We start from the raw sequence: 24275 nt of genomic DNA, 5'->3' as shown, positions 1-24275 counted from the left end.
CAATTATAGTAGCAAACTAACGTTCGTTATGTAAGTGAAAGGTGGGGTTACATGTCACTTCGATTTGTGATTGGTAGAGCGGGAAGTGGAAAAAGTACACTTTGTTTACGCGAAGTGCAAGAAGAGTTAAAACAACGCCCGAGAGGGAAAACAATATTATATCTTGTGCCAGAACAGATGACATTCCAGACGCAGCAGGCGTTAATTGGAAGTGAGGATGTAAGAGGTTCTATTCGGGCACAAGTTTTTAGTTTTTCACGATTAGCGTGGAAGGTACTACAAGAAGTTGGCGGAGCGAGTCGTCTTCATATTGATGAAGCGGGTGTACATATGTTACTCCGTAAAATTGTAGAGTCTCGTAAAGATGGATTATCGGTGTTCCAAAAAGCAGCGGAGCAAAACGGTTTCTTTGAACATCTTGGCAGTATGATTGCAGAGTTTAAACGTTACAATGTAACGCCATCTAACGTATATGAAATGTGGCAACAATTGGATGCGCATAGTAGCAGTGCCGAACAAAAGTTACTAGCGAATAAAGTGTATGATTTACAGGTATTATACGATGATTTTGAACGTGCTTTAATTGGAAAATATTTAGATTCAGAAGACTACCTGCAATTGCTAGTGGAAAAGCTTCCGCAGTCTGAATATGTAAATGGTGCGGAAATTTATATAGATGGATTTCATTCATTTTCCCCGCAAGAGTTAGAGATTGTAAGACAGCTTATGATTTGCGGAGCGAGAGTTACGATCACGTTAACGATAGATGAAAAAACGTTAGCACAGCCAGTAAATGAACTCGATTTATTTTATGAAACGACGTTAACGTATGAAAAAATCAAACAAGTAGCGCGTGAAGAGAAAATAGAAATTGAAAAAACAATTCCACTTATGGAACAGCCGCGTTTTCATTCTCCGGCATTAGCGCATTTAGAAGCTCATTATGAAGCGCGTCCGAATGAAAAATTTAACGGTGAAGCGAGTGTAACGATTAGTACAGCTGCGAATTTACGAGCAGAGGTAGAAGGTGTTGCTCGTGAAATTCGTAAACTTGTGGCAGAGGAAAACTATCGTTACCGAGATATTGCGGTTCTTCTTCGTAATGGGGAAAGTTATTACGATGTGATGCGAACGTTATTTACAGATTACAATATCCCGCACTTCATCGATGAAAAGCGCCCGATGTCACACCACCCATTAGTAGAATGTATTCGTTCTGCACTCGAGATTATTAGTGGGAATTGGCGTTATGATGCGGTGTTCCGCTGCGTGAAAACAGAGCTTTTATATCCATTAGATGTAAGAAAAGAAACGATGCGTGAAGAAATGGATGAATTTGAAAATTACTGTTTAGCGTACGGTGTACAAGGAAAGAGATGGACTTCAGAGGATCCATGGATGTATCGCCGTTATCGTTCTCTTGATGATACGAACGGGATGATTACAGATAGTGAACGTGAAATGGAAGAGAAAATAAATAGGTTACGTGACGTTGTAAGAACACCTGTTATTCGCATGCAAAAAAGGTTAAAGCGTGCAGGAACAGTTATGCAAATGTGTGAAGCAGTTTACTTATTTCTAGAAGAGCTGGATGTTCCGAAAAAACTAGAAGAATTACGTATACGTGCAGAAGAAAGTGGAGATTTCTTATTTGCGACAGATCATGAACAAGTATGGGAAGAAGTAATGAGCCTTCTTGATACGTTTGTAGAGATGCTTGGTGAAGAGAAAATGTCTCTTTCTATGTTTACGGACGTTATGTCGACAGGTCTTGAGGCGCTTCAATTTGCTAACATTCCACCGTCATTAGACCAAGTGTTAATTGCTAATATTGATCACTCCAGGTTATCTGACGTGAAAGCAACGTTTATTATAGGTGTAAATGAGGGGGTTATTCCAGCAGCACCTATGGACGAAGGTATGCTTTCTGATGAAGAAAGAGAAGTTCTTGGTGCAGCAGGGATTGAATTAGCGCCAACGACGAGACAAACTTTGTTAGAAGAACAGTTCGTTATGTATCAAATGGTAACGAGAGCATCTGAGAAGTTATATATTTCATGCCCGCTTGCAGATGAAGAAGGAAAGACGTTACTTGCGTCTAGCTTTATTAAGAAAATAAAAAGAATGTTCCCTAATGTGAAAGATTCATTTATTACCAATGACGTAAACGATTTATCACGTTCAGAACAAATTTCATACGTAGCAACGCCAGAAGTAACGTTATCTTACGTTATGCAGCAACTACAAACGTGGAAGCGATACGGATTTGAAGGGAATTTAGACTTTTGGTGGGACGTATATAATTTCTACGTAACTTCAGATGAATGGAAACAAAAAAGTAGCCGCGTCTTATCAAGTTTATTCTATCGAAATCGTGCGAAGAAACTAAGTACAGCAGTAAGTAGAGATTTATACGGAGATATAATTAAAGGAAGCGTCTCTCGTATGGAACTATTTAACCGTTGTGCATACGCTCATTTTGCGCAGCACGGTTTATCGCTTAGAGAGCGTGATATTTTCAAGCTTGATGCGCCGGACATCGGCGAATTATTCCATGCGGCATTAAAGAAAATTGCGGATAAGTTATTGCGTGAAAACCGTACTTGGGCGGATTTATCCATAAAAGAGTGTGAGCATCTTTCTGTTTTAGTAATAGAAGAAATTGCACCGTTATTACAACGACAAATTTTATTAAGTTCAAACCGTCATTTCTATTTAAAACAAAAACTACAACAAATCATTTTCCGTACGTCAATCATTCTTCGTGAACATGCGAAGTCAAGCGGATTCGTACCAGTTGATTTAGAAGTGCCGTTCGGTATGGGTGGTACAGGCTCACTTCCGCCGATGGAATTCTCATTACCAAATGGTGTGAAGATGGAAGTTGTCGGCCGTATTGACCGTGTTGATAAGGCAGAAGATGAAAACGGGACGTTCCTACGTATTATTGATTATAAATCAAGTTCAAAAGCGTTAGATTTAACGGAAGTGTATTACGGATTAGCACTTCAAATGTTAACGTATTTAGATGTTGTTACTTCGAATGCGCAGACGTGGATGAAAAAAGGTCACGCAGCATCACCAGCTGGTGTATTGTATTTCCATATTCATAACCCAATCGTTGAGATGAAAGGTGACGCATCTGAAGCTGAAATTGAAAAAGAAATTTTAAAGAAATTTAAAATGAAAGGACTCGTATTAGGAGATGCTGACGTTGTTCGTTTAATGGATAACAAACTTTCAACAGGAAGTTCAGATATTATTTCTGCTGGCCTGAAAAAAGACGGTAGCTTTAGTGCGCGTTCAAGTATTGCAAGTGAGCAAGAGTTTAACGTACTGCAAAAATATGTACACCATACGTTTGAAAATATCGGAAAAGATATTACAGAAGGTGTTATCGATATTGCTCCTTATAAAATGGGAAATAAAGCAGCATGTACGTTCTGTAACTTCAAATCTGTTTGTCAATTTGATGAGTCACTTGAAGATAATCAGTTCCGATCGTTAAAAGATATGAAAGATAGCGAAGCGATGGAGAAAATAAGAGAGGAGGTTGGCGGAGAATGATAGAAAATTGGCCTAAAAAACCAGAAGGTAGTCAATGGACAGATGACCAGTGGAAAGCTGTTGTAGCGAATGGACGTGATATTTTAGTTGCGGCTGCAGCTGGGTCAGGGAAAACAGCAGTATTAGTTGAACGTATTATTAAAAAGATTATTAATGAAGAGAATCCAGTCGATGTCGACCGCCTGCTCGTTGTAACATTTACGAATGCAGCGGCGCAAGAGATGAAAAACCGAATCGGGGAAGCGTTAGAAAAGGTATTAATTGATGAACCAGGCTCTCAACACGTAAGAAAGCAGCTGAGCCTATTAAATAAAGCTTCCATTTCAACAATTCACTCATTCTGTTTACAAGTAATTAGAGGATATTACTACATGCTTGATGTTGATCCTCGTTTCCGTATTGCGAATCAAACAGAAAATGAATTGTTAAAAGAAGAAGTGCTAGATGACATATTAGAAGAAGAGTACGGAATCGAAGATAATACAATCTTCTTTGAACTTGTTGATCGTTATACGAGTGACCGTAGTGATGATGACTTACAACGTATGATTTTAGCGCTTCATACAGAGTCAAGAGCGCATCCAAATCCGGAAAAATGGCTTGATAAATTAGTAGAAGCATATGACGTAGAAGGAAAGACAATTGAAGATTTAGTATATGCTTCTTATTTATTAGAAGATGTGAAATTCCAGCTTGAAACAGCGGAACAGCATATTCGTAAGGCAACTGAACTCGCAATGCTTCCTGACGGTCCAGCGCCTCGCATTGAAACCCTGCAAGCAGATCTAGCTTTACTTGGAACGCTATCATCAGCTGCTCATGAGTCGTGGACAAGTTTGTATGAAGCGATGCAAAATGTATCGTGGCAAACGTTAAAGCGTATTAAGAAAAGTGATTACAATGAAGATGTTGTAAAACAAGTAGACTCTCTTCGTAATAAAGCGAAAGATGAAGTGAAGAAATTACAAGAAGAGTTATTTAGCCGAAAACCTGAAAGTTTCTTACGAGATTTTCAAGATATGCACCCAGTATTAGAAAAGCTTGTTCAACTTGTAAAAGTATTTACAGAGCGTTTCCAAGCGATGAAGCGAGATAAAGGAATGGTCGATTTCACAGATTTAGAGCATTTTTGTTTACAAATTTTAAGTGAACAAAGTGAAAATGGTGAAATGAATCCGTCAGCAGTTGCGCTCCAATATCGTAATAAATTTGCTGAAGTATTAGTCGATGAATATCAAGATACGAACTTTGTACAGGAATCTATTATTAAATTCGTAACGAAAGATTCTGAGAGTGAAGGAAACTTGTTTATGGTTGGTGACGTAAAACAGTCGATTTATCGTTTCCGACTAGCCGAACCAGGACTATTCCTAGGAAAATATAAACGCTTTACACAAGAAGGATTGGGCGGTGGAATGAAGATCGACTTAGCGAAAAACTTCCGTAGTCGTCATGAAGTACTAGCAGGTACGAACTTTATCTTCAAACAAATTATGGGTGAAGAAGTCGGAGAAATCGACTACGATGCAGACGCTGAATTAAAGTTAGGTGCTACCTATCCAGAAGGTGAAGATGTAGCGGCAGAACTACTGTGCATTCAGCAAACGGAAGAAGAAGTAATAGACGGTGAAGAAGGTGCAGAAGTCGAAAAAGCACAGCTTGAAGCTCGTCTTATGGCGCAGCGCATTAAAGCGATGGTTGATTCAGGTTATGAAGTGTATGACCGTAAAAATGATAGTATGCGCCCAGTACAATACCGCGACTTCGTTATTTTACTTCGCTCCATGCCGTGGGCACCGCAAATTATGGAAGAGTTAAAACTACAAGGAATTCCAGTATATGCAGACCTTGCGACTGGTTACTTTGAAGCGACAGAAGTAAATATTATGATGAACGTATTCCGCGTTATTGATAATCCGATGCAAGATATCCCGCTTGCAGCAGTACTTCGTTCACCGATCGTTGGATTAAATGACGAAGAACTTGCGACGCTTCGTGCTCACGGAAAGAAAGGGTCATTTTATGAAGTAATGAGCTCATTCTTAAAAGGGGCACCACTTGAAGAGGAGCAAGAACTTCATGATAAATTAGAGTGGTTTTATAACTTACTGCAAGGATGGCGTGAATTCGCGCGCCAACAATCACTTTCTGATTTAATTTGGAAAGTGTACGGTGAGACAGGTTATTACGACTTCGTTGGCGGTTTACCAGCTGGAAAGCAAAGGCAGGCAAACTTACGCGTACTATATGACCGCGCAAGACAATATGAAGCAACATCATTTAGAGGATTATTCCGTTTCTTACGTTTTATTGAACGTATTTTAGAACGCGGTGATGATATGGGTACGGCGAGGGCCCTCGGTGAACAAGAAGACGTTGTTCGCATTATGACGATTCATAAAAGTAAAGGGTTAGAGTTCCCAGTTGTATTTGTAGCTGGACTCGGTCGTCGTTTTAATACACAAGACTTAATGAAACGTTTCTTATTGCATAAAGATTTCGGTTTCGGTTCGCAATTTATCGATCCGCGTAAACGAATTAAATATACAACATTATCACAGCTTGCGATTAAGCGTAAAATGAAAATGGAATTAATTGCGGAAGAAATGCGCGTACTATACGTAGCATTGACGCGTGCGAAAGAGAAGTTAATTTTAATTGGAACAGTTAAGGATGCAAATAAGGAAATGGAAAAATGGCTTGGTGCGAGGGAACATAGTGAATGGTTATTACCAGATCATATACGTGCCGGGGCGTCTTGTTATTTAGACTGGATTGCACCTTCATTATATAGACACCGTGATAGTGAAATGCTTCTTGAATTAGGACAAGGAAGTATTCCAGATGAAATTTACGGGTATGACACGAGCTGGAAAGTAGAAGTTGTGGATGGTAATACGCTACTTGCACCAGAGCCAGTTCAAGAAGAAAAACAAGAATTGTTAGAAGCGCTTCGTGAGAAAAAGGTTGTTCCCCTGCAAAGTGAACGGAAAGAAGAAGTGTACGACAGATTAATGTGGAAGTATGGATATGAGGATGCGACATCTCATCGTGCGAAGCAATCTGTTACAGAAATAAAGAGAAATTATCAATCTGAAGAAGGTAGCGATAACACCTTTATTAAAAAACTACGTGCACCAATTAAAACACGTCCGCGCTTTATGGAGAAAAAAGGGTTAACGTACGCAGAGCGCGGAACAGCAGTCCATGCCGTTATGCAGCATGTTGATTTGAAGAAGCCGATTACGGTTGAAGTTCTTCAAGAGCAAATTGCTGGAATGGTAAATAAGGAATTATTAACATTCGAGCAGGCGGAAGAAATAGCGATTGAAAAAGTAATTTCATTCTTTGACAGTGACTTAGGTAAAAGGGTATTAGCGGCGAAAAGTGTTGAGCGTGAAGTACCATTTACGATGATGCTTGCAGCAGAAGAAGCATATCAAGATTGGCAAGGGAATAGCGGGGAATCGATTCTTGTCCAAGGGGTTATCGACTGCATGATTGAAGAGGAAGATGGCATTACGTTAATCGACTTCAAAACAGATACGATTGAAGGGAAATTCCCAGGCGGATTCGAACAAGCGAAACCAATTTTAGAAGATCGATATAAAGTGCAGCTTTCGTTATATGCAAAAGCACTGGAGAAAAGCTTACAACATCCTGTAAAAGAGAAATGTTTATATTTCTTTGATGGGAATCACGTTGTAAATATTGAAGAATAGAGGGGCTTGAAAATGGTAACGGAAAAAACGTTAAGAACTTGTGAACAGGGACACGAGTACTATAAAAGTAGCGATTGTCCAACTTGCCCAGTCTGTGAGAAAGAGAGAAAACCAAAAGAAGGTTTTCTCTCTCTTCTTTCAGCGCCAGCAAGAAGGGCATTAGAACACCATGGAATTCAAACTGTAGAAGAACTCTCAAAATATAGTGAAAAAGAAATATTAAAACTGCATGGTATGGGACCTGCGTCTTTGCCGAAGCTTAGGAAGGCTTTGGAGGAGAGCGGGTTATCATTTAAATAAAATGAAATAGTGCCTCTTCACTACTTACTTGTTTATACCACTATTTGTGGACAGTAAAGCTCTTGCTTATTAAAATTTTATTTTAATAATTTTGAATTAGATAAAAGAAAAAAGTAGGAGAATATCTCCTACTTTTTTTACGCTGTTCCAATCTGATCTTGATCTGCCACATCAGAATCAAATGTATTCGTTGCACTAACACCGTTAAACGTATTCACGACAAACCCAACATTGGAAGCTCCAGATCCGTTATAGGCTTTCGTGTTTTCTTTCGGAGATACGTTATAAAAATCTCCTAAGTTGAAAGAGCCGTTACTGTTTTGCACGACGAGATTTCCTACAACCGAAGGCATACCATCCACCTACTTTACTAAGCTTTTTAATTACTATATGAATTATTGTGCGGAAGGTTCATCCGTAATATATTGGCGGATTTGTATAATACGAGAGTTATTAAAACCATAATCAACATTTCCAATTTGAAAGCAACCAGAATTTAAAAGTGTGCGTAATTCAACGTTATTCACTTCAATAAAAGGGCATTCATTTACAATGTTTAATTTTACATCTGTCGTTCGTTTTGGAATTGTAATGTGTTCATCTGTAAAGATTTCAAAAGCATCAAAGCGACCTTCTCCCCGTATATAAAAAGGAATTTCACGGTGGACGGCAATAGCTCTACTTTTTAATTCCATTTGGTTTGCATCTCCAACTTGAAATACAGCAGCAATCCCTAAAGAAATAATAGAGACATTTTGGACAATAGACACATGATGCAACATAATTTCTCAGTCTCCTTAACCTGGAGTAGGAGGGACATCTGTTACTAATGGTACAAATGGACCCTCTGTAACTGTTTCAAATGGTGTATCGAGAATAGAAGATAGAATGAGGAGATTTGCATCTCCAATTAAAAAGAGTGCGGACGACGATACACCGTTCATTTTAATCTGTCCGACTTTTAACTCACGGTTTACAACGTTAAGGTTCATACATACTTACTCCTTTCGGAAATTTCCCGGTATGTGCTGAATAAAGGAGAGAAAGGCTTTGTCAATATCTTGTTTCATTGCCTGAATAATGATATCTCGTAAATAATCTGGATCTGTTGAAATACCTTCATATGATTGCGCTTGTGATAAATAATAAGGGAGTCGATGCTCCATCTGTTTTTTTATGTCATCCACCATCATTTGTCGATACATTTCATCAAGCGGTGTTCGCTCTTCTTGTTCAAAATGGAGAATACGATTATATGCTTCTTCATCTAAGTATCGATGCATTTCTTGGAGGATACCTTGATAAAAGTCTGGGTTTGTTTCGGTTTCAGGGTTTACCTTCAATGTTTCTGTATCCACTTGAAAATCTTCAATTTGTTGTCCTTTTGCTGAAAATGGGTTTAAACCAATATTTAAAGTACCATTTAAATTTTCGACTTTTAATTGATCGAATTTGTATTCCACTTTTCCTACAGAAGAGGAGGGGCGATTTTTTAATTCGTTAAGCTCTTCTTGGAGTTGGCGCACTTGATCTTCTAAATTCAGGATGGCTGCTTGTTGTGTTTGAAGAGCTTGTTGAAGTTGGTGTAAGTAAGTATATATATCTTGATTCATTTGTGAAACCTCCTTTTCAATAGGGAGGGTAAAAATATTCCTGCTATATATTTATGACAAGGATGTCTTAAGAAGAACTAGTTGATGGTTTGATAGAAATAATTTGTCCTTTCGCTTGTAATGGGCGAAGCGGCTCCGTAAATCCGCCCGTATTTGAAAATTTAGATAGGGCTTTAATACTTCCGGCAGTACCAATTTGGAACACAGAAGAGGTTGTAATGCTATCAATTTTAATGCTGTTAATGATGATGCTTTGGTTTACGTAAAAATTCAATACAATCGCCCCCTTTAAGTTGAACCAATTATCGCTTGATCGACGACATCTGAATCGTTGACAGTCGTTGCACTTTGATAATTGTAGACAGAAACGTTATCTCCAACATTAAAAGAGCCGGCCCCGGCGAAAGCACGTGAGTAACTAATAGGCCTAATCGCAAATACATCTCCAATATGAAAAATACCACTTGATCCAATATTGACGATACGAATATGTCCGACCATAGCTGGCATACAAAACACCCTTCGTTTTTAAAATTTTCTTTTCTACTATTGTATGGGCGTTTCCAATAAAATGTGTATTTTTTTGAAATAAAAGAAACACACGCATTATTGCGTGTGTGTTTTGAACGTTTGATTAGGGTGTAAATCCGTATGTACATGACAAATTACATTTAAGAGCCTGTCCAGTTCTTGGCTACAATCCACTGTTTTTTGAGAAGTCATTCCATAGCGTTCAGCAAAATAAATCATTTTTTCACGTTTTTTTTCAATCGCTTGCTCAAACATTGAAATCGGCTCCATCTCTAAATGAAATTTTTAGTATATATGTAGTACATATTATACAAAAACTTCATAAAAAAGAAATGCATTCGCTAAAAAAAGTAAAATTTCTACATTTTATGCCAACTGATAAAGGGTAACGAATAGGGTATGAGAAGAATATTGTAAAAATTAGCGTGCATGAGAAGGTTTTTTTCTTAAGGATGCGAATACAATTAAAGGGCATGAGTTTTAGGATGGAGAGTGGAAATATTGCGTTTTGTAACGGCGAAGAAAGAAGAAAAGGTATTTGTAGGTATTGTGGATGAAGAAGAAGAAAAGGTATTACACTTAAGAGAAGCGCAAAGACAAAAAGGGGAAAAGGTTACAATCCCTATTACAATGTTAGAGTGTATTGAAAGAGGGACTGAATGCTTTGAGAAAGTATGTGAAATTGTAAATTGGGCAAAAGAAAACGGGGAAGCGGCGTATTATCCGTTAACAGAGGTGAAAATATTAGCACCGATTCCAAGGCCAAGAAAGAATATTTTGTGCGTTGGAAAAAACTATCGTGAGCATGCGGTAGAAATGGGTGGAGTAGAGTCTATTCCAGAAAATATAATGATCTTTACGAAAGCACCAACAACAGTTATTGGCATAAATGAGCAAATTAATGGTCACCCTCATGCAACGGACGAACTAGATTACGAAGGAGAATTAGCTATCGTTATTGGTAAGCGAGGGAAACAAATTAAAAAAGAAAAAGCGCTTGAGCATGTTTTTGGTTATACGATTATCAATGATGTAACAGCTCGAGACATTCAAAGAAAACATAAACAGTTTTTCCTTGGGAAAAGCTTCGATACATTTTGTCCGATGGGACCGTATTTAATTCATAAATCGGTGGTTAATGCGCCGAATGCATTACACATTGAAACGGTAGTAAATGGAGAAGTAAGGCAAACTTCCAACACAAATAAAATGATTTTTTCAATAGAAGAAATTATTTCAACGATAAGTAAAGGAATGACTTTAGAACCAGGCGATATTATCGCAACAGGAACCCCGGCTGGTGTCGGAAAAGGTTTCACACCACCGAAGTTTTTACATGCTGGTGATGAAGTGGTTATTACAGTAGAAGGAATTGGTACTTTGCGAAATGTAGTGAAGTGAAGAAAAGAGCTATCTTGTTAAAAGATAGCTCTTTTTTATGGCCTTGGGTTATAGAGGTAATCAATAACGGAAAAAGTGTAAAGACCAATGAATGCAAGTGTGCAAATGCCAAATAGTATAACCGTAAGTGCGCTTTTTTCTCGTCCAAAACCAATGATAGTAAGAATAACAGCAGTCCAAAATGATGCTTTCAGTAGTGTGAATGTAGTAGGAGTTGAGTAGTGAGTAAGCCATGTTGTGGAAAGTAGGAAGCCAAAGAATGTAACTAAAATAAAAGATGTAGCTAAATAGTTAATATGTTTACCATATCTTAATAGCATATCGCACCTCCTTTACGATTTTAAAATACAGAAAATTAAAATTTCATCTTAATATAAATGAATATAAAAAGAAAGAGGTTGTCCCAACATGTCGGACAACCTCTCTATCATTACGATAATACAGCTTTAATTTTTTGGAATGCCCACTCTAAATCTTCTTCAGAGATTACTAGAGGTGGTGCGATACGAATTACGTTTTCATGTGTTTCTTTACATAGTAGACCAGCTGCTTTTAGTTGTTCACAGTAAGGACGAGCTGGCTCGTTTAATTCGATACCGATGAATAAACCTTTACCGCGAACTTCAGTGATCATTGGGTTGTCAATCTCTTTTAATTGCCCAACTAATTTTTCTCCTAATTGAAGAGAACGCTCTGTTAATTTTTCTTCTTCTAACACTTCAAGAGCTGCGATAGACACAGCACATGCAAGTGGGTTACCACCGAATGTAGAACCGTGAGAACCTGGCTCAAATACACCTAAAATGTCGCGGTTTGCTGCTACGCAAGAGATTGGGAATACGCCGCCGCCAAGTGCTTTACCAAGTATGTACATGTCAGGAGTTACATTGTCCCAGTCACAAGCAAATACTTTACCAGTACGGCCTAAGCCAGTTTGGATTTCATCTGCTACAAATAAAACGTTTTCTTTTTTACATACTTCAAAAGCTTCTTTTAAGTAACCAGCTGGCGGGATGTTAATTCCTGCTTCACCTTGGATTGGCTCTAAAATGAATGCAGCTGTGTTTGGTGTAATTGCAGCTTTTAACGCTTCTAAATCACCGTAAGGAATTACAACGATGCCAGGAAGCATTGGACCGAATCCACGCTTGTACTCTTCGTTTGAAGACATAGAAACAGAACCCATTGTACGTCCGTGGAAGTTATCTTCACAAACGATGATTTCAGCGCGGTTTGCTTCTACTTTCTTCACATCATAAGCCCAGCGACGAACTGTTTTAATTGCAGTTTCAACAGCTTCAGCACCTGTATTCATTGGAAGTACCATTTCTTTATTAGTTAGTTTCGCAACTTTTTCGTACCAAGGACCTAATTGATCGCTATGGAAAGCACGAGAAGTTAACGTAACACGATTAGCTTGGTCAATTAAAGCGTTAATAATTTTCGGGTGACGATGACCTTGGTTTACTGCAGAATATGCACTTAATAAGTCCATATAGCGGTTTCCTTCAGGATCTTCTACCCAAACACCTTCTGCTTTAGAAATAACGATTGGAAGTGGGTGATAGTTATTTGCTCCATATGTGTCTGTAAGTTCGATAATATCCTTAGTTTGAATCATGATTGTTCCCCCTTTTGTTATTACAAGAAGTTTGTAAATACTCTAAATATTATATCATTTAAATGTAAAAAAGCGAAACATTTCCTGAAAATAAATGAACATGTTATCATATAGAGTGAAAAAGTGTGAAAAGAGGAGGTAAGGGATACGATGGTACATATGCATATTACAGCATGGGCGTTAGGTTTAATTTTATTCTTCGTTGCGTATTCACTTTATTCAGCAGGAAGAAAAGGTAAGGGTGTACATATGGGGCTTCGCCTAATGTATATCATCATTATTGTGACAGGCTTCATGTTGTACATGAGTATTGTGAAGACAGCAACAGGTAGCATGCACATGTGGTACGGCCTGAAAATGTTAGCTGGTATTTTAGTTATCGGCGGAATGGAAATGGTTCTTGTAAAAATGAGCAAAAACAAACCAACAGGGGCGGTTTGGGGCTTATTTATTGTTGCGCTAGTAGCAGTATTATACTTAGGACTGAAATTGCCACTTGGCTGGTACGTATTCAAATAAAAATAAAACCACCTTATAATCTCAAAGACTTGGGAGATAAGGTGGTTTTTATTTTTTATGTCGCATCGATATGCAACTCTTCTCCATTTACTTTCGTAAAACGGAACATATTTTTATTTGATGTAGTATGACGGACGAAATGGTGCTGCAGTGTACAGATCATTTCGTCGTTATCAAACAAAAGAATATTTACTCCTTCGCGTGACTCCTCTTTCGGTAAGAAGGATAAATAATTATGACAATACATGCAATCATATAAAGAGTAGTGAAGTGATTGCAATGATTCAGTTAATAATGTGAAGACAGAGTCAGGTAATTCCTCGAGCCATTCATTATAGCTAAGAAGTAACTTTTTTCGAATACGTACCATTTCACCATTTTGCAAATGGTGTTGCTCGTTGGCGATTTGTAATACATCTTGTTCATAGAAACGGGCTGGTAACCAATTGTTATTATGCAAAATTTCAAACCCATCTTCGGCAATATCTTCTAATAGAAACGCTTCATCATTTTCATCATCAAAGAATACCCATTCATTGTTTATATATTCTACATTACCGACTGTATGAGCACGGGGCTGGTTATATAAAATATGTTTACGTTGTATCATATACGATTTCTCCTTTATGAAAAGTAGTTATTCCTGTTATAGACAGTTCGTGCGTTCTTTATAACTAGACACATCTAGACATAGGTGGGCATACAATAAAACATGTTTTACTGAGTGAGAATGCTATTCCATATGTGGATAGTAGGTTATCGTCAAGTTTTTCATTTTTTGATCCGCACTCTTAGGGTGGGGATTACTGCACGTTCAAGAAAAGAAATAAGATGGAAGGATGATTTATATGTGCGGGATTACAGGATGGGTGGATTATAAACGCTCATTAGAAGGAGAAAGAGATGTCGTTACGAAGATGGCTGAGACGTTAGCGAAGCGGGGGCCGGATGATAATAAAGTTTGGATTAAAGGAAATGTCGCATTTGGGCATAAACGGTTAATCGTTGTAGACCCTGAGGGCGGTAAACAGCCGATGACTTGTTTAAAAGATGAAACGAATTACGCCATTTGCTATAACGGTGAACTTTATAACACAGAAGACATTCGAAAGGAATTATTAAGAAGAGGGTATACGTTCAAAGGTCATTCTGATACAGAAGTATTATTAGCTTCTTATATTGAATGGAAAGAAGAATGTGTCGATCATTTAAACGGTATATATGCGTTTGCAGTATGGGACGAACAGAAAGAACAAGTATTTATTGCGAGAGATCGATTAGGTGTAAAGCCACTTTTTTATAAATATGATAGCGGACGCTTACTATTTGGTTCGGAGTTAAAAGCGATATTGTCGCATCCAGATGTGAAGGCGGAAGTAACATTAGAAGGGTTATCAGAAATATTCGGACTCGGACCGTCAAGAACGCCTGGCCACGGTATTTATGCTGGTATAAAAGAATTACGTCCAGGTCATGCGATGACATTTTCAAAGAACGGTTTATGTATATGGAGATATTGGAATGTAGAAAGTAAAAAACATGAAGACTCTTTTGAAGAAACAGTAGAGAAAACGCGCTTTTTACTACAAGATGCCATTACAAGACAGCTTGTTTCTGATGTACCACTATGTACCTTTTTATCAGGTGGTGTAGATTCGAGCGCTATTACAGCTATTGCGGCGAAAGAATACGAGAGATCAGGAAAAGGACAATTACACACGTATTCAATTGATTACGAAGATAATGACAAATACTTTAAAGCGAATGCGTTTCAGCCAAATTCAGATGCTCCGTTTATTAATTTGATGACAGAGACGTTTCAAATAACTCATCATCGTTGCGTCATTTCGAATGAAAAACTAGCAGAGTATTTAACGGAGGCGGTACTCGTTCGTGATTTGCCTGGTATGGCAGATATCGATTCGTCATTATTATGGTTTTGCCGCGAAATTAAACAAGATTTTGTCGTCGGCTTATCTGGAGAATGTGCAGATGAAATATTTGGTGGATATCCGTGGTTTTATAGAGAAGATGATTTACAATCGAGTGCATTTCCATGGATGCGTTCTACAGAAGCGCGTGAACAACTTCTAAAAAAAGAATGGAGAAATAAATTAAATTTACAACAATATGTACAAAGGCGTTATGAAGAGTCGATTCAAGAAGTTCCTATTTTAGAGGGGGAAAGTCCGCTAGAAGCAAAAAGACGCCAATTATTTTATTTAAATATGGTATGGTTTATGACAACATTATTAGACAGAAAAGACCGCATGAGTATGGGGGCAAGCTTAGAAGTACGTGTTCCATTTGCAGATCATCGTCTTGTCGAATATGCGTGGAATATTCCTTGGGAAATGAAAATGTATAAAAACCGCGAAAAAGGTCTATTACGTAAAGCGTTAGAAGATGTGCTTCCGCATGACATCTTATATAGAAAGAAGAGCCCGTATCCGAAAACGCATAATCCGCACTATACGAAAGCAGTCACAGTATGGCTGCAAGATTTATTAACAGATAAAGGTTCAATTTTACACGAACTATTTGATAAAGAGCAGTTGAGCGGATTGATTCAGTCTGGCGGCAGTGCATTTCAATCACCTTGGTTCGGGCAATTAATGACAGGTCCTCAACTTTTAGCTCATTTAGCACAAATTCACGTTTGGTTTAAAGAGTATGGGGTAAATATTAAGGAATAAGGGAAAAGCGACTTACTTTTATGTAAGTCGCTTTTTATTAAAGAAATTGTCAAATGAAATTAAAAATCATATTAGAAAAAATACTTATTTAGAATAATTATCTTTACGTACTTATTATTGTTTGCTATAATTGGAAACAAATGCTCTTGAAAAAGATTCTCATTTATAAAATTGAGGTGTTATATAGATGACAAAGAAAAAAATAGGTTTACTCGTAATGGCGTATGGAACGCCAGAATCATTAGATGATGTAGAAGTGTACTACACACATATTCGCCACGGTCGTAAACCTTCCAAAGAGGCACTCCAAGATTTAATCGAGCGCTATAAAGCGATTGGTGGAATTTCGCCGCTTGCAAAAATTACGAAAGAACAGGCGCATAAATTAACAGATTCAATGAATAACATATTTACAGAGTATGAATTTACTTGTTACTTAGGTTTAAAACATATTGCACCATTTATAGAAGATGCGGTAGAAGAAATGAAGCGTGATAGGATTGAGCAAGCGATTAGTATCGTATTAGCGCCACATTACTCTACATTTAGCATTAAAGCGTATAATGACCGTGCTATTCGTCTTTCGCAAGAAATTGGTGGTCCTGTTATTGAACCAATTGAACAATGGTATGATGAACCGAAATTTATTTCGTATTGGGCAGACCAAATAAAAGAGACGTTTACAGAAATTGATAATAAAGAGAAAGCAGTCGTAATTTTTTCAGCGCATAGTTTGCCAGAAAAAATTATTGCAACAGGAGACCCATATGTAGAACAACTAAAGCATACGGCAGATTTAATTGCAGAAGCTGCAAATATTCAAAACTATACAATCGGTTGGCAAAGTGCTGGGAATACTCCAGATCCGTGGATTGGTCCAGATGTGCAAGATTTAACGAAAGATTTATATGAAGAGCATGGGTACGGATCTTTCGTATATTGCCCAGTTGGTTTTGTAGCGGAGCATTTAGAAGTTTTATATGACAACGATTATGAATGTAAAGTTGTAACGGATGAATTAAATGCCAAATATTTCAGACCAAATATGCCGAATGCACAATCTGCATTTATCGACTGTTTGGCTGAAATTGTTTCCAAAAAAGTGAAGGAAATAGTTGACAAAGATTTAGTTTTGAATAATAATTAATTTATAATAATTTTAAATAAATAATGATTACTACGAAAGAAAGAGGAGGATCCCCCTAGATGAATCCAAATAATCGCTTAACAACAAACCAAGGTGCTCCAGTTGGAGACAACCAAAATTCTCGTACAGCTGGTCGTCGTGGACCAGTATTATTAGAAGACTATCATTTAGTAGAAAAACTTGCGCACTTTGATCGTGAACGTATTCCGGAGCGTGTTGTGCATGCACGTGGTGCAGGTGCTCACGGTGTATTCGTAACGAAAAATAGTATGAAGCAATATACGAAAGCAGCATTTTTACAAAATGAAGGAACTGAAACGCCTGTATTTGTTCGTTTTTCAACGGTTATTCATGGTCAAGGTTCTCCTGAAACAGCACGTGACCCACGTGGGTTTGCTGTTAAATTTTATACAGAAGAAGGAAACTACGATATCGTAGGTAATCATTTACCAGTTTTCTTCATTCGTGATGCAATTAAATTCCCTGATATGGTACATTCCTTAAAACCAGCACCTGATACGAATATTCAAACGCCAGATCGTTATTGGGATTTCATGACGTTAAGTCCAGAATCTACACATATGATGACATGGGTATTTTCTGATTACGGTACACCAGCAAGCTATCGTGAAATGGAAGGTTTCGGCGTCCATTCATTTAAATGGATTAATGAAGAAGGCAAAATTGTTTATATTAAATACCACTGGAAACCACAGCAAGGTGTACGTAACTTAAATGCGAAAGAAGTGCAAGAAGTACAAGGGAAAGACTTCAATCATGCAACTCGTGACTTGTTCGATGCAATCGAAAAAGGAAATTACCCAAAATGGGATTTACACGTACAAGTTATGCAATTAGATGAAATGGACTCTTTAGACTTTGATCCACTAGATCCAACGAAAGTATGGCCAGAAGATCGCTTCCCATTAATGGAAGTAGGGACAATGACGTTAAATCGTAATCCGAAAAACTTCTTTGCAGAAGTAGAGCAAGTAGCGTTCTCTCCAAGTGCAACTGTAAATGGTATTGAGCCATCGGAAGATAAATTATTACAAGGTCGTTTATTCTCTTACCCAGATACACAGCGTTATCGTCTTGGTGCAAATTACTTACAAATTCCTGTAAACTGCCCATACGCAGCTGTTCAGAATCAACAACGTGATGGTGCGATGCAAGTGAATCAAAACCCATCTACAATCAACTACGAACCGAGTCGTCATGCAGAGAATCCAGTTGAAGACAAAGCTTACCGCGATTCAACTATGAAAGTAGAAGGCTATGTATCTCGTGAAAAAATTGAGAAACCAAATGACTTCAAACAAGCAGGTGAGCGTTACCGTTCGTTCTCTAAAGAAGAGCAAGATAACTTAATTGCAAACTTAACAAATGATCTAAAAGACGTAAATGAACGCACAAAATTATTAGCTGTTTGTAACTTCTTCCGTGCAGATCAAGAATACGGTATGCGTTTAGCGCAGGCATTAAATGTTGATATTACGCAATATGTAGGAAATGCTCCGAAATAAATAGGAAAAGACGACCGGGCTTCGGTCGTCTTTTTTGTATAAAGTTATGTGGGGTATTTCGCATGTAAAACATGCCGGAATTTGTTGGTAAATCGATATGTTGTGTCGAACCGTTGATATATTGAAAGAAACAATCGATATATTTGAAAAATCGTTGATATATCCAAAAAACCGTTAATATATTTCCGGTTATACTAGGTGGGGTATGTTGCCCGGTGCGCAAAAAAGAGATGCAATCTATTACTAATAGATTGCATCTCTTTTTTAGTTTGCTCGCTCTGCATGTTCATAAGCTTTCTCACCATGCATCGAAATATCAAGTCCCATATGTTCCTCGTGCTCATCTACCCGGACAGGGAGGAAGAAGTTGATTGCTTTAATAATGGCATACGTCATTATAATTGTGAACGCATATGTTGCGCCGATCGCTACAAGTTGTTTCAACAGCAGCGAGGCGTTTCCGTAAAATAATCCGTTAGCGCCATCGCCGTTTACGGCAGTAGTTGCAAATAGTCCTGTTGCAATACCGCCCCAAGTTCCTCCGATGCCGTGGCATCCAAAGGCATCAAGTGTATCGTCATAACCGAATTTTGTTTTTAAGAAGAAAACGGCGCCAAAGCATAATATACCACCAATTGCTCCGATAAAAAGAGCTGAGAAAGGTGTAACGAACCCGCAAGCTGGTGTAATAGCGACTAGACCAGAAACAACTCCGCAAGCAGCTCCCATCGCAGTCGGTTTTGATTGGAAGAACCACTCTGAAAGCATCCAAGTTAATGCTGAGGCAGCAGCGGCTATATTTGTATTAATAAATGCAGTTAAAGCTACATCATTTAAAGATAATGCGCTTCCGACGTTAAAACCGAACCAGCCAAACCATAATAAGCCTGCGCCTAACATTGTAAATGGCAAATGATGAGGAGAAGAACCATTTATGTTTTTTCGTTTTCCAAGGAAAATAGCTAATACAAGACCAGCAACTCCGGAAGTGATGTGAACGACGTTTCCGCCAGCGAAGTCTAGTGCACCAAGTTCCCTTAGCCAACCGCCGACGCCCCATACCCAATGAGCGACAGGATTGTAAACGATCGTTGTCCATAGAAGGATAAAAATAAGAAAGGCAGAAAATCGCATTCTTTCAGCAAATGCACCTGAAATTAAAGCTGGAGTTAAAATGGCGAACATGAGTTGAAACATCATGAATAAATTGTGAGGAATAGTAGATGAGTAGTCTGGATTTGGTGCGTAGGTAACTCCGTTTAGACCGAACCAATCAAGTGTACCGATAAGCCCGTGCCAATCTGGTCCGAATGATAAAGAATAGCCGATAACAATCCATTGAATCGAAACGATAGCCATTGCACTATAACTATGCATCGTTGTACTGAGTACATTTTTGCTGCGAACCATACCTCCATAAAAAAGTGCCAATCCTGGTGTCATCAACATGACCATTACTGTCGTCACAAACATAAAAACTGTATCCCCCATATTCATGAGCTCTCCTCCTATGATGTTAGAAAAAACAACATCGTTTTGTTATGTTTCATATCATATTCGAAATTAAACTAAAAATCAACTAAAAATTCAGAAAATTATATACATGATGTCATGAAACCTAACATGAATTATTTTGTGAGGATTAAAATCGACATATGCGTTTCATTCGGATAATTGGTATAATATTCTTACAATTAAAAAGCTTGGGGGATGCGTGTGGGAAAAATACGGACTAGGAAACTATTCATTTGTTTTTGCTTAGCTGTTGTTTTGTTTGTACCAATACATACTTTTGCAGACGAAAAAAGAGAGTGGAAAGATGAAGTTATATACTCCATTATGATTGATCGCTTCAATAATGGAGAACCGAAAAATGACAAACAGTTAGAAGTTGGTAATTTAGAAGGGTATCAAGGAGGGGATATAAGAGGAATTATAAAAAGGTTGGATTACATAAAAGAAATGGGTTTTACTACCGTTATGCTTTCGCCGCTTTTTGAAAGTGGAAAGTACGATGGATTAGACGTGCGAAATTTTAAAAAGGTAAATGAACATTTCGGGACAGACAATGATGTGAAAGAACTTGTAAAAGAAGTTCATGCAAAAGGAATGAAAGTTGTATTTCAATTTCCGCTTGGAGAAAACGAACGACAGGTAATTGACGCAATGAAATGGTGGATAAAAGAAGTTGATTTAGACGGAAGTTATGTTATACATAGTGAAAAAAAGCCGCGTTCCTTTTGGGATAACGCGCAAAAAGATATGCAAGTGATAAAGAAAGATTTTCGTATTATGACAAAGGAGGATAGCGAATACAACGAAAAAATAGTAGAATCGTTTTCTAAAGCAGATGTATCGGTGAAATCGTTATACGATGTGAGTAAAAAAGAAGGAGAATTTGTTACGTTCTTAGATAATCAAGAAACAAAAAGATATGCGCGTATTGCAAAAGAAAATATGTATTATCCGCCATCACGTTTAAAACTGGCGCTTACTTATTTGTTAACATCACCTGGAATTCCGAATTTTTATTACGGAACTGAAATTGCATTAGATGGAGGAAGTGTACCCGATAATAGACGATTAATGGATTTTAAGTCAGACGAAAAGTTTATGCAACACATAGCAAAACTAGGTGAACTTAGGCAAGCGAGACCGTCTTTACGACGCGGTACGTTTGAGCTTCTGTATGATAAGAGCGGGATGAGCATACTAAAACGAAAATATAAAGATGAAGTAACTTTAGTAGCAATTAATAATACGAAAGAAACACAAAAAGTCTCCTTACCTGCAAGTGTAATTGGTGAAAAACAAGAGTTAAGAGGATTGTTGCAGGATGAAATTATAAGAGAGGAAAACGGAAAATTTTATCTCGTTTTAAAGCGTGAAGAATCAAACGTGTATAAAGTTAAAGGAGAAACAGGTGTGAATTGGTTATTTATCTCCTTAATCGTTGGGGTGAATGTATTATTTATTTCGTTTTTAATTGCAGTTAAAAGGAAGCGTAGATGAGAAGTTGCTGGCTCTATGTTCATGTCTTCTTATTGTATATGTAAGTTTGTTCGGTGGCGCGATAGTATTTATTCTGTTGATATGAAATTTCTTAAGAGGAACGATGTGAGAATGAAAACTTCTCTAATGAGAGGGGGATTTCAGGTTAGGGAGAAAAAGCCATCTTCCTAACCTGTTTTTGTGTCCATACGGATAGAGAAAGGCCTTTGAAATAAACAATAGTTGCATCTTTATTAAAAATTTATGCTTCTTTTTAACTCCATCCAAATATGATTGAAATTAAGATGGTTCAAGTCGGAGGAAGGCGCTTTGAGGTGTCTTTTTTTATGACTTTTATCATTAACTATTTAATGTTTTTTTAAATGATTACATGACATAGTTTTTTTGTACCAAGCTTTGTTGATACAGTTAGACTTATCCGTTAGTGAATTCGCATTATTAGAACATCCTACAGTATTTAGGGAGAATGTGGCCAATAAAAACCATAGTATTAATTTCTTCATATAACCACTTCTAACTCTTTTTTAATTAACATTTTTTAAGTTCCTTATTAATTTTACAATACATTAAAGGTTGGGAAATATTCTTATACTCATAAATTGTTACGTTTTGGCGGGGGGGAATTATGAGTTGCAGCGATTTTTAAGATGACTTTGGTCTAGGGTGTAGTTACTAAGAAAAGTAATTCAAATCGAAGGGGGAAACGTCTTGAGGTGTCTTTTTCTTATTTTCAATAAGGTCTGCTAAATACATGTATAAAACAAATTCTACAATAAGGCCTAGTTTAATCATACGGTCACTTGTAAAGTATGCGTATGGTTAGACCCTGTTCACTTAGCGATTTTCACCGCATATACCTTTTTCTATAGTTTGTTCTCGTAATATTGTCTCTACAAGACAAAAAAGAAAACTCCTCTAATTAAGAGGAGTTTTCTTTTTAGCGGTAGTTAATGAACTGTACGTCGATTGGTAAATCAGCGCTACGAACAGCTGCGATTACTGCTTGTAAGTCATCACGGCTTTTTGCTGTAACACGTACTTGATCATCTTGTACTTGTGTTTTTACTTTTAATTTCATTTCTTTAATGATGTTGTTAATTTTTTTCGCGTTATCTTTATCGATACCTTGTTGAAGTGTTGCGCGTTGGCGAACAGTGTTGCCAGTTGCAGCTTCAACTTTTCCGTAATCTAAGTTCTTAATTGGAACGTTACGTTTTACAAGTTTAGAGATAAGAACGTCTTTTACTTGCTCTAATTTAAACTCGTCATCAGAAGTTAAAACAAGTACTTCTTTTTCTAATTTAATATCACTTTTACTTCCTTTAAAGTCATATCGGTTTTGGATTTCTTTTAATGCGATATTAATTGCGTTTGTTACTTCAGGTAATTCTACTTTCGAAACGATGTCAAAAGAACTATCTTTTGCCATAGTTAGCACCTCCAAATAAATTTCTAATCTTTTTATGTACTGTACATACTAAAGTATAGCTGAAAACGAGTCTAGACTTAAGTGTTTTCGTACTTATATTCATGTAACCTCATTTTATTATAGTGAATTTTGGGCAGTTGGACAAATATAGGAAAAATCATGTTATAATTAACTTTTGTTTGGAATGATAAAAAAGATAATTTTATATATATAGAAGGGAATTAAAAAATATGTATTTGCAAATAGGATCGATTGAACAGGTAACTGTTTTACGCGAAACGGAAATCGGATATATGGTTGGGAATGAAGAAGAAGAAATTTTCCTACATAAAAACGAAGTGGCTGGAGAAATTGAAGAAGGCGATACGATTGATGTATTCTTATACCTTGATCACCAAAATCGTATTTCAGCAACAATGAAGGAACCAATTATTACAACTTATGATTGGAACTGGGTAAAGGTTGTAGAAGTTATTCCTAGTTTAGGTGTGTTTGTTGATATTGGTGTGTCAAAAGATATACTAATTCCAGCTGATGAGTTCCCGATTTATATGCCGGTATGGCCAGAAGTAGGCGACGAATTATATTGTACGTTAAAATTAACGAATCGTGATCGTTTAATTGCTCTTCCAGCGAGAGACAGTGATATGCAAGAAATTATCGTAGATGCAACGCCATCTATGCGTAATAAAAACGTAAACGGACGTGTATATCGTTCACTTCAAGTTGGTTCATTCATACTAACGGATGAGCATTTCCGTGCTTTCCTACACCATACAGAAAGAAAAGAACAAGTCCGCATCGGTCAGCGTGTAACGGGCCGTATTATTGACGTAAAAGATGACGGTACAATTAACATTTCACTTCTTCCTCGTAAAGAAGAAGGAATGGAAGACGATGCTGCAGTAATTTATGCATATATGGAAGAACGAGGCGGAGCAATGCCGTTTTGGGATAAGAGCCATCCAGAAGATATTAAAGAACGCTTTAACATGAGTAAAGCTGCATTTAAGCGCGCACTTGGTAAGTTGATGAAAGAAGAAAAGGTTTACCAAGAAGAAGGTTGGACGTACTTTAAGAAATAAGGTGGATGAAAAAAGAACTATTCTTTCTCTGAATTTTTAAGAGAAGGGATAGTTCTTTTTATTTTTAATAATGTATTCGCTCTATAAGGTAGATATTGTGAAAGAA

The 24275-nt window shown here is 37.4% G+C and carries 22 protein-coding genes; 10 read left to right on the top strand and 12 right to left on the bottom strand.

Going from position 1 to position 24275, the window contains the following annotated elements:
* Positions 1-51: 51 nt before the first annotated feature.
* From addB to GBN78_RS04130, 3 genes are read left to right on the top strand one after another with little or no spacing between them, the layout of a single operon-like run.
* Complete coding sequence (gene addB, locus GBN78_RS04140) at positions 52-3567, top strand: helicase-exonuclease AddAB subunit AddB (RefSeq protein ID WP_152126989.1); 3516 nt, start codon at positions 52-54, stop codon at positions 3565-3567.
* Entirely contained in the window at positions 3564-7289 is a 3726-nt protein-coding gene (addA, locus tag GBN78_RS04135) for a helicase-exonuclease AddAB subunit AddA (RefSeq protein ID WP_152126987.1), read from the top strand. Before addB ends, addA begins: the two co-directional genes overlap by 4 nt.
* A 12-nt stretch (positions 7290-7301) precedes the next feature.
* Entirely contained in the window at positions 7302-7589 is a 288-nt protein-coding gene (locus GBN78_RS04130; RefSeq protein ID WP_000255726.1) for an RNA polymerase alpha subunit C-terminal domain-containing protein, read from the top strand.
* Between the two features lie 137 nt (positions 7590-7726).
* On the opposite strand, the gene gerPF is transcribed toward GBN78_RS04130, so the two are convergent.
* The 7 genes from gerPF to GBN78_RS04095 form a co-directional block, all read right to left on the bottom strand.
* On the bottom strand, positions 7727-7942 hold the full coding sequence (gene gerPF / locus GBN78_RS04125; protein ID WP_001141566.1) for a spore germination protein GerPF: 216 nt from the start codon (positions 7940-7942) through the stop codon (positions 7727-7729).
* 42 nt (positions 7943-7984) lie between these two features.
* Entirely contained in the window at positions 7985-8371 is a 387-nt protein-coding gene (locus GBN78_RS04120) for a spore germination protein GerPE (protein WP_000902319.1), read from the bottom strand.
* A 15-nt stretch (positions 8372-8386) separates the two neighbouring features.
* A complete protein-coding gene (gene gerPD / locus GBN78_RS04115; RefSeq protein ID WP_001052807.1) occupies positions 8387-8581 on the bottom strand; it encodes a spore germination protein GerPD in 195 nt (64 codons plus the stop codon).
* A gap of 6 nt (positions 8582-8587) precedes the next feature.
* Positions 8588-9202, bottom strand: coding sequence for a spore germination protein GerPC (gene gerPC / locus GBN78_RS04110; protein WP_001070760.1), 615 nt, complete (start codon positions 9200-9202; stop codon positions 8588-8590).
* A gap of 67 nt (positions 9203-9269) precedes the next feature.
* The gene (gene gerPB, locus GBN78_RS04105) at positions 9270-9476 is read right to left on the bottom strand and encodes a spore germination protein GerPB (RefSeq protein WP_001012508.1); all 207 of its coding nucleotides are present in this window, start codon (positions 9474-9476) and stop codon (positions 9270-9272) included.
* A gap of 14 nt (positions 9477-9490) precedes the next feature.
* Positions 9491-9712, bottom strand: coding sequence for a spore germination protein GerPA (gene gerPA, locus GBN78_RS04100; RefSeq protein ID WP_001111188.1), 222 nt, complete (start codon positions 9710-9712; stop codon positions 9491-9493).
* 96 nt (positions 9713-9808) lie between these two features.
* Positions 9809-9988: an aspartyl-phosphate phosphatase Spo0E family protein gene (locus GBN78_RS04095; RefSeq protein WP_000462841.1), complete on the bottom strand. Its 180-nt coding sequence runs from the start codon at positions 9986-9988 to the stop codon at positions 9809-9811.
* 246 nt (positions 9989-10234) lie between these two features.
* On the opposite strand from GBN78_RS04095, the gene GBN78_RS04090 reads away from it, so the two are divergent.
* Positions 10235-11134: a fumarylacetoacetate hydrolase family protein gene (locus tag GBN78_RS04090; protein WP_001213075.1), complete on the top strand. Its 900-nt coding sequence runs from the start codon at positions 10235-10237 to the stop codon at positions 11132-11134.
* A 35-nt stretch (positions 11135-11169) separates the two neighbouring features.
* Here GBN78_RS04090 and GBN78_RS04085 read toward each other — a convergent pair whose 3' ends face one another.
* Positions 11170-11454 (bottom strand): hypothetical protein, encoded by a 285-nt coding sequence (locus GBN78_RS04085; protein WP_000926864.1) that lies wholly within the window; start codon positions 11452-11454, stop codon positions 11170-11172.
* A 110-nt stretch (positions 11455-11564) separates the two neighbouring features.
* Positions 11565-12755, bottom strand: coding sequence for an ornithine aminotransferase (gene rocD, locus GBN78_RS04080; protein WP_000616658.1), 1191 nt, complete (start codon positions 12753-12755; stop codon positions 11565-11567).
* 150 nt (positions 12756-12905) lie between these two features.
* Between rocD and GBN78_RS04075 the strand changes: the two genes are divergently transcribed.
* On the top strand, positions 12906-13274 hold the full coding sequence (locus GBN78_RS04075; RefSeq protein ID WP_000233495.1) for a YisL family protein: 369 nt from the start codon (positions 12906-12908) through the stop codon (positions 13272-13274).
* Positions 13275-13329: 55 nt separating this feature from the next.
* Here GBN78_RS04075 and GBN78_RS04070 read toward each other — a convergent pair whose 3' ends face one another.
* Positions 13330-13884, bottom strand: a complete 555-nt coding sequence (locus tag GBN78_RS04070; protein WP_152126985.1) for a DUF2777 domain-containing protein — start codon at positions 13882-13884, stop codon at positions 13330-13332.
* 238 nt (positions 13885-14122) lie between these two features.
* Here GBN78_RS04070 and asnB point away from each other — a divergent pair, with 238 nt between their 5' ends.
* From asnB to katB, 3 genes are all read left to right on the top strand, one after another.
* A complete protein-coding gene (gene asnB, locus GBN78_RS04065; RefSeq protein WP_152126983.1) occupies positions 14123-15970 on the top strand; it encodes an asparagine synthase (glutamine-hydrolyzing) in 1848 nt (615 codons plus the stop codon).
* Positions 15971-16157: 187 nt separating this feature from the next.
* Positions 16158-17117 carry a ferrochelatase gene (gene hemH / locus GBN78_RS04060; protein ID WP_152126981.1) on the top strand — a complete coding sequence of 320 codons (960 nt, stop codon included), beginning with the start codon at positions 16158-16160 and terminating at the stop codon, positions 17115-17117.
* Positions 17118-17176: 59 nt separating this feature from the next.
* Positions 17177-18643, top strand: a complete 1467-nt coding sequence (gene katB / locus GBN78_RS04055; protein ID WP_001069181.1) for a catalase KatB — start codon at positions 17177-17179, stop codon at positions 18641-18643.
* A gap of 264 nt (positions 18644-18907) precedes the next feature.
* On the opposite strand, the gene GBN78_RS04050 is transcribed toward katB, so the two are convergent.
* Complete coding sequence (locus GBN78_RS04050) at positions 18908-20140, bottom strand: ammonium transporter (RefSeq protein ID WP_152126979.1); 1233 nt, start codon at positions 20138-20140, stop codon at positions 18908-18910.
* A gap of 213 nt (positions 20141-20353) precedes the next feature.
* Here GBN78_RS04050 and GBN78_RS04045 point away from each other — a divergent pair, with 213 nt between their 5' ends.
* Positions 20354-21655, top strand: a complete 1302-nt coding sequence (locus tag GBN78_RS04045) for an alpha-amylase family glycosyl hydrolase (protein ID WP_226798463.1) — start codon at positions 20354-20356, stop codon at positions 21653-21655.
* 937 nt (positions 21656-22592) lie between these two features.
* Here the strand turns inward: GBN78_RS04045 and GBN78_RS04040 are convergent.
* Entirely contained in the window at positions 22593-23084 is a 492-nt protein-coding gene (locus tag GBN78_RS04040) for a YajQ family cyclic di-GMP-binding protein (RefSeq protein ID WP_001040149.1), read from the bottom strand.
* Between the two features lie 230 nt (positions 23085-23314).
* Here GBN78_RS04040 and GBN78_RS04035 point away from each other — a divergent pair, with 230 nt between their 5' ends.
* Positions 23315-24169, top strand: coding sequence for a CvfB family protein (locus GBN78_RS04035; RefSeq protein WP_000281260.1), 855 nt, complete (start codon positions 23315-23317; stop codon positions 24167-24169).
* Positions 24170-24275: the final 106 nt, after the last annotated feature.

Origin of the sequence: Bacillus sp. B2-WWTP-C-10-Post-4 (assembly GCF_009183805.1) — a bacterium.
GTDB classification, from domain to species: Bacteria; Bacillota; Bacilli; order Bacillales; family Bacillaceae_G; genus Bacillus_A; species Bacillus_A cereus.
Note: the sequence above shows the minus strand (reverse complement) of the source record. Positions and strands in the feature narration are given on the sequence as shown.